The sequence below is a fragment of the Mesorhizobium sp. WSM4837 genome (genome assembly GCF_055811435.1).
The window spans coordinates 1-1,924 of record NZ_JBVVQE010000181.1; the positions used below are offsets into that span (position 1 = coordinate 1).

Below are 1,924 nucleotides of genomic sequence, written 5' to 3' on the forward strand. Positions count from 1 at the left end.
TGCCGCCGAAGCGGTTCGCCTGCCCAGCACGAATGTCCGCTTCGTCGCTGGCTAAATCCAAAGCGGCCAGCGGCTAGAGCACGTCCTGTTTAATCCGGTTCATATCCTGCGGCTTTGAAGTAGTTGGCACATTCGGCTGGGGTGAAGAGGTCGACGACCGCGCCGACCGCGTCCCACAGAGCCTTGATGGTTCTCTCGGCCTTTGCTCGCAGCAGCGCCTTGAGTTTGGCGAAGGCGTTCTCAATCGGATTGAAGTCGGGACTGTAGGGCGGCAGGTAGAGCAGGCTCGCGCCTGCGGCCTCAATCGCGTCGCGCACGCCGGCGGCCTTGTGAGCGGGCAGGTTGTCCATGACGACTACGTCGCCCTCCGACAATGTCGGGACCAGCACCTGCTCGACATAGGCCAGGAACACGTTGCCGTTCATAGCGCCGTCGTAGACGAAGGGCGCAGTCATGCCCGTCAGCCGCAGCGCTCCGGTGAAGGTCGTGGTCTTCCAGTGGCCATGCGGGACGCCGGCCCGGCAGCGCTCGCCGCGCGGCGCTCTTCCACGCAGGCGGGCCATCTTTGTGGAGAGGCCGGTCTCGTCGATGAACACGAGCTTCGCCGGATCGAGATCGAGCTGGCCGTCGAACCAGTCCCGGCGCCGCTTCAGCACGTCGGGGCGATCCTGCTCCAGTGCGTGCGCGGACTTTTTTGAATGTCCAGCCGTGGCGGCGAAGCCAGGCGCTCAAGGCGCTGCGGCTGATGCGCACCGACTGCTCGGCGACGAGCCGCTCCACCATCTCGTTCAGCGTGATGTCCTTGCGCTCCTCGATCAGCCCGACGATGAAGGCTTCATGCGCATCGAAGCTGGAGGCACAGCGGCGGCCCTGCGGGCGTGGCGCCAGTTCGCCGATCTTCGCCCGCGCAATCCAGCGGATCGCGCTGGACACTCCCACGCCGAACCGCGCCGCCGCTTGCCGCGCCGATATGCCCTCGTCCGAAGCCTTCAAAACCCGCGATCGAAGATCCCGCTCAATGCTCTTCCCATCGTCCACCTCCATCGAGGTGGATGTTGAATCAGCACAAAACGCAGCTGTCACATCACAATCGATTCATCGATCACAGGACGTGCTCTAGCGGCCCCAAACACGTCATCCGGTGGTCGATGCTGCGACGACTGCTTATGGCGCCTCCTGCCAGTTCAGATCGACGGCAGCAACGTGAACTTTCCACCCGAGCACGACATTCCCGGCGGATGTCTCACCCCAGTTTTCTTCTGCGCGCTCCAGTTGACTTATGAAATTGACAAGAATCCCGCCCATCCCTGGCGAGCAGCATATTATTCATCACCGGCGACGCCTGCATCCCCACCGCCATCGTTCGAAAACCCCGGCATGATATCACCAGCCAACAGCTTCTCTTTGCTCAGCAGCCCGGCATCCTCGAGCGCCTCGAAATCCGGCAGGTCACGCAACGTGTCGAGCCCGAACTCCAGCAGGAATGCTTTGGTCGTGACATAGGTGTACGGCGCGCCGGGCGTCGGACTGCGCGGACCGGAGGCGATCAAGCCGAAACCGCGCAAATTGCCGATCAGGTCGCGACTGATTTCCTTGCCAAAGAAGGAGGACAGCTCGGCGCGGGTGATCGGCTGGAAGTAGGCGATCGTCATCAGCGTCAATACTTCCGACTGGGTGAGGTCGATGGTGCGCTCGCTTGTGCCGACGGCGGCGCGGATGGCGTCGGCATAGGCCGGCCGGGTCAGGTGCCGAAAACCACCGGCGACCGCCACCAGATCATAGGGCCGGCCGCGCAGTTCCTCGCGGATATCATCGATGATGAGATCGATATTGCAGCTCTTGCCGACGATACGCGCCAGGGTGTCACGTGTCACCGGCTCGCTGGCCGCGAAGATCGTCGCTTCGACGCGGTTCATCCACTCCC

At 63.0% G+C, this 1,924-nt stretch carries 2 protein-coding genes; both read right to left on the bottom strand.

The features are described from left to right. Positions 1-89: 89 nt before the first annotated feature. A protein-coding gene (locus AC0L3D_RS36525) for an IS630 family transposase (protein ID WP_473647516.1) occupies positions 90-1,044 on the bottom strand; the annotation gives its coding sequence in 2 pieces (ribosomal slippage) (positions 90-696 and positions 695-1,044; 957 coding nt in all). Between the two features lie 278 nt (positions 1,045-1,322). Then, the coding region (scpB, locus tag AC0L3D_RS36530) for an SMC-Scp complex subunit ScpB (protein ID WP_473647517.1) at positions 1,323-1,924 on the bottom strand (602 nt) is incomplete at its 5' end.